Raw genomic sequence first — 1008 nt, 5'->3', positions numbered from 1 at the left:
ATGCAGACGGCGTAGATGTACCGAATTTAGAAACGCTGATTGTCGGTGGAGAAGAGTTCACCACAGATACGGCACGGAAAACGCAGAAGCTATTAGGAGACAGGGTCAAGATTCATAACGAATATGGCCCTACAGAGACTACCGTAGGATGCTGTGACTATGTCTATTCCAGCGAAAAAGATAAGGGTTTAAGTGTAGGAATCGGACATCCCATTGCCAATATGCAGCTCTATATACTGAATGAGATGGAGTTATGTAGTGTAGGCGTTCCTGGTGAGCTATGCATCGCCGGAGACGGAGTAGCCAAGGGATATCTAAACCAGCCTGAATTAACAGCGCAGAAGTTTATCGACAATCCATATGGCGAAGGGAAGTTATACCGCTCTGGAGATTTGGCGAGATGGCTGCCTAACGGGGAGATCGAATACCTGGGAAGAATAGATGAACAGGTTAAAATCCGAGGATATCGGATCGAGTTGTCCGAGATCGAGAGCGTTCTAAGGAATCAGCCGGGTATATCTGATGTAGCCGTTGTTGCATTGGAAGTAGGCGGTGACAAGAGTATATGTGCCTACCTGATCCCGACAAATCAAGAGCAGCAACTGGATATGTCTGAAATCAAAAATGATTTGAGAGACAAACTGCCTGAGTATATGTTACCTGGCTTTATGATGCAGATTGATGCCTTGCCACTGACTTCAAATGGGAAGCTGGATGCAAAAGCACTGCCAGAACCAAATGCATTAGCAGGACAGGAATATATGCCACCAAGAACTAAAACAGAGAAAGTCATTACGGACATATTTGAAGAAATCTTAGGAATATCTCCAGTCGGCATAGAAGACAGTTTCTTTGAACTTGGCGGAGATTCTATTAAAGCAATTAAGGCCGTTTCGAAGTTACGGGAAAAAGGTTATAAGCTTTCTTTCGCCGCATTAATGTATCAGCAGACCCCAAGAAAGATTGGGGAAAATATTCAAATGGGAGAATTAAATCAAGTATACGAAC

1 protein-coding gene is annotated in these 1008 nt (G+C 43.8%); it reads left to right on the top strand.

Annotated features, from left to right (window positions below; genetic code table 11):
• On the top strand, positions 1-1008 hold a 1008-nt coding region (locus ACFVXH_RS41500), incomplete at both ends, for a non-ribosomal peptide synthetase (RefSeq protein ID WP_387831261.1).

This window comes from Kitasatospora sp. NPDC058184, assembly GCF_042883725.1.
Taxonomy (GTDB): domain Bacteria; phylum Actinomycetota; class Actinomycetes; order Streptomycetales; family Streptomycetaceae; genus Kitasatospora.
The sequence above is the reverse complement of the archived record's forward strand: the minus strand, read 5'-3'. Positions and strand labels throughout refer to the sequence as shown.